This is a genomic window from Actinomyces oris, from assembly GCF_001929375.1.
GTDB classification, from domain to species: Bacteria; Actinomycetota; Actinomycetes; order Actinomycetales; family Actinomycetaceae; genus Actinomyces; species Actinomyces oris_B.
Genome location: NZ_MSGO01000081.1, coordinates 1 through 1,351, shown reverse-complemented (window position 1 = coordinate 1,351; position 1,351 = coordinate 1). Strand labels below are relative to the sequence as shown.

Here is a 1,351-nt window from a genome sequence, read left to right as displayed (position 1 = left end):
GTGGTGGCCTGCTCGGTGAGGGATGCTAAGGCTGAGGCCAGCGTGAGTGCCAGTGCCAGCGCGTCGGCGGCTATTGCTCGGGCTGAGAAGGGCATCGCTGACGCCAACGCAAGTGCGACCGCCTCCCGTGAAGCGGCTCTGACTCCTGAGCTGCGCGCCAAGCGCGATGCGGCCCTGGCCGAGCCCGCCCCGGCCAAGCCCTCCCAGATGAACGAGGAAACTCCCGAAGGGGCTGCTTCCAGTGTCGGCTACTTCCTCGAGCTCTACCGCTACGCCTTCATGACCGGCAACACCACCGAGCTGGCAAAGATGAGCGAAGATCGGTGCGTCTTCTGCAAATCAGTTATCGATGACGCAGTTGAGCTTCACAAAAGTGGCGGCTGGGCTAACAAGTGGGATCAGGATGTCACGAATATTCGCTACTATGAGAAGCTCGAAGGGTATAACTACAACCTTGTTCACGTCTATATTAACTACGGTCAAATGACGTGGTGTTACCCAGGGAAAAGCCCTGAGACCGCCGATCCGGTCGAGGGGCAAGAGCTCAAGTTCGGTGTTCGATATGTCAACGGTCGATGGATGATCGGCGAAGGGGAGGTTATTTCCAAATGACAAGATTGATTGTGTTGACAGTGATTTCTGCTTTCACTTTTCTTCCTGCTGCTGCCGCCACAAGTGATCCTCAATATCCACCCCCTACTGTGGGTGGTAGAAACAATGGAGATAGGTCAGAAGTTACCGGGGAAGCATCACAAGAAGTCCCTTTGCCTGATTCAAACTCTGGTGGTCCTCCGTCTCAGGAGCATCCGGCTGTGACGGCGTCGGATCCGTCGATGTGGGAGGAGCAACCCCACTGGGACTGCAATCCAAAACCGAGCAAAGGACCGGATGACGCCTTGGGATGCTTGTTCGGGCAGCGAGGGACCAGGCCTCAAGACGACACAACTGACGCCGGCGGCAGGAGCGAGCCTCGTACGGTCACGATCACCACTCGTCAGGCTGCGACGTTGATTGCTCAGGGGTCGGGTATCACGCGCCAGCCCCCGGGCCCGAAGGTCGTGATCTCCATGGCCTTCATCGTCTACACCAACCCCGCCGTGCGCTACCAGACCACCACCATCCTGGGCACTGCGATCGAGGTGGAGTTCACCCCCGTCTCCTACACCTGGAACTGGGGAGACGGCACCACCACAACCACCACCGACCCCGGAGCGCCCTACCCCAACCAGACGGTGACCCACCGCTACCAGCACACCGCCACCGGCGTGACCACCTCTTTGACCACGACCTGGACCACCAGATACCGCCCCCAAGGAGACCCCACCTGGCGGCCCATCGAGGGCACCATCAC

At 59.6% G+C, this 1,351-nt stretch carries 2 protein-coding genes; both read left to right on the top strand.

Features of this window, described 5'->3' with window-relative positions; all coding sequences use genetic code 11:
- A partial coding sequence (locus BKH32_RS12880) for a DUF6318 family protein (RefSeq protein WP_075250389.1) occupies nt 1–612 on the top strand: 612 nt, incomplete at its 5' end.
- Nucleotides 609–1,351, top strand: a 743-nt coding sequence (locus tag BKH32_RS14815) for a zinc transporter (RefSeq protein WP_430383808.1), incomplete at its 3' end; no start/stop codon positions are given. The genes BKH32_RS12880 and BKH32_RS14815, both read left to right, overlap by 4 nt.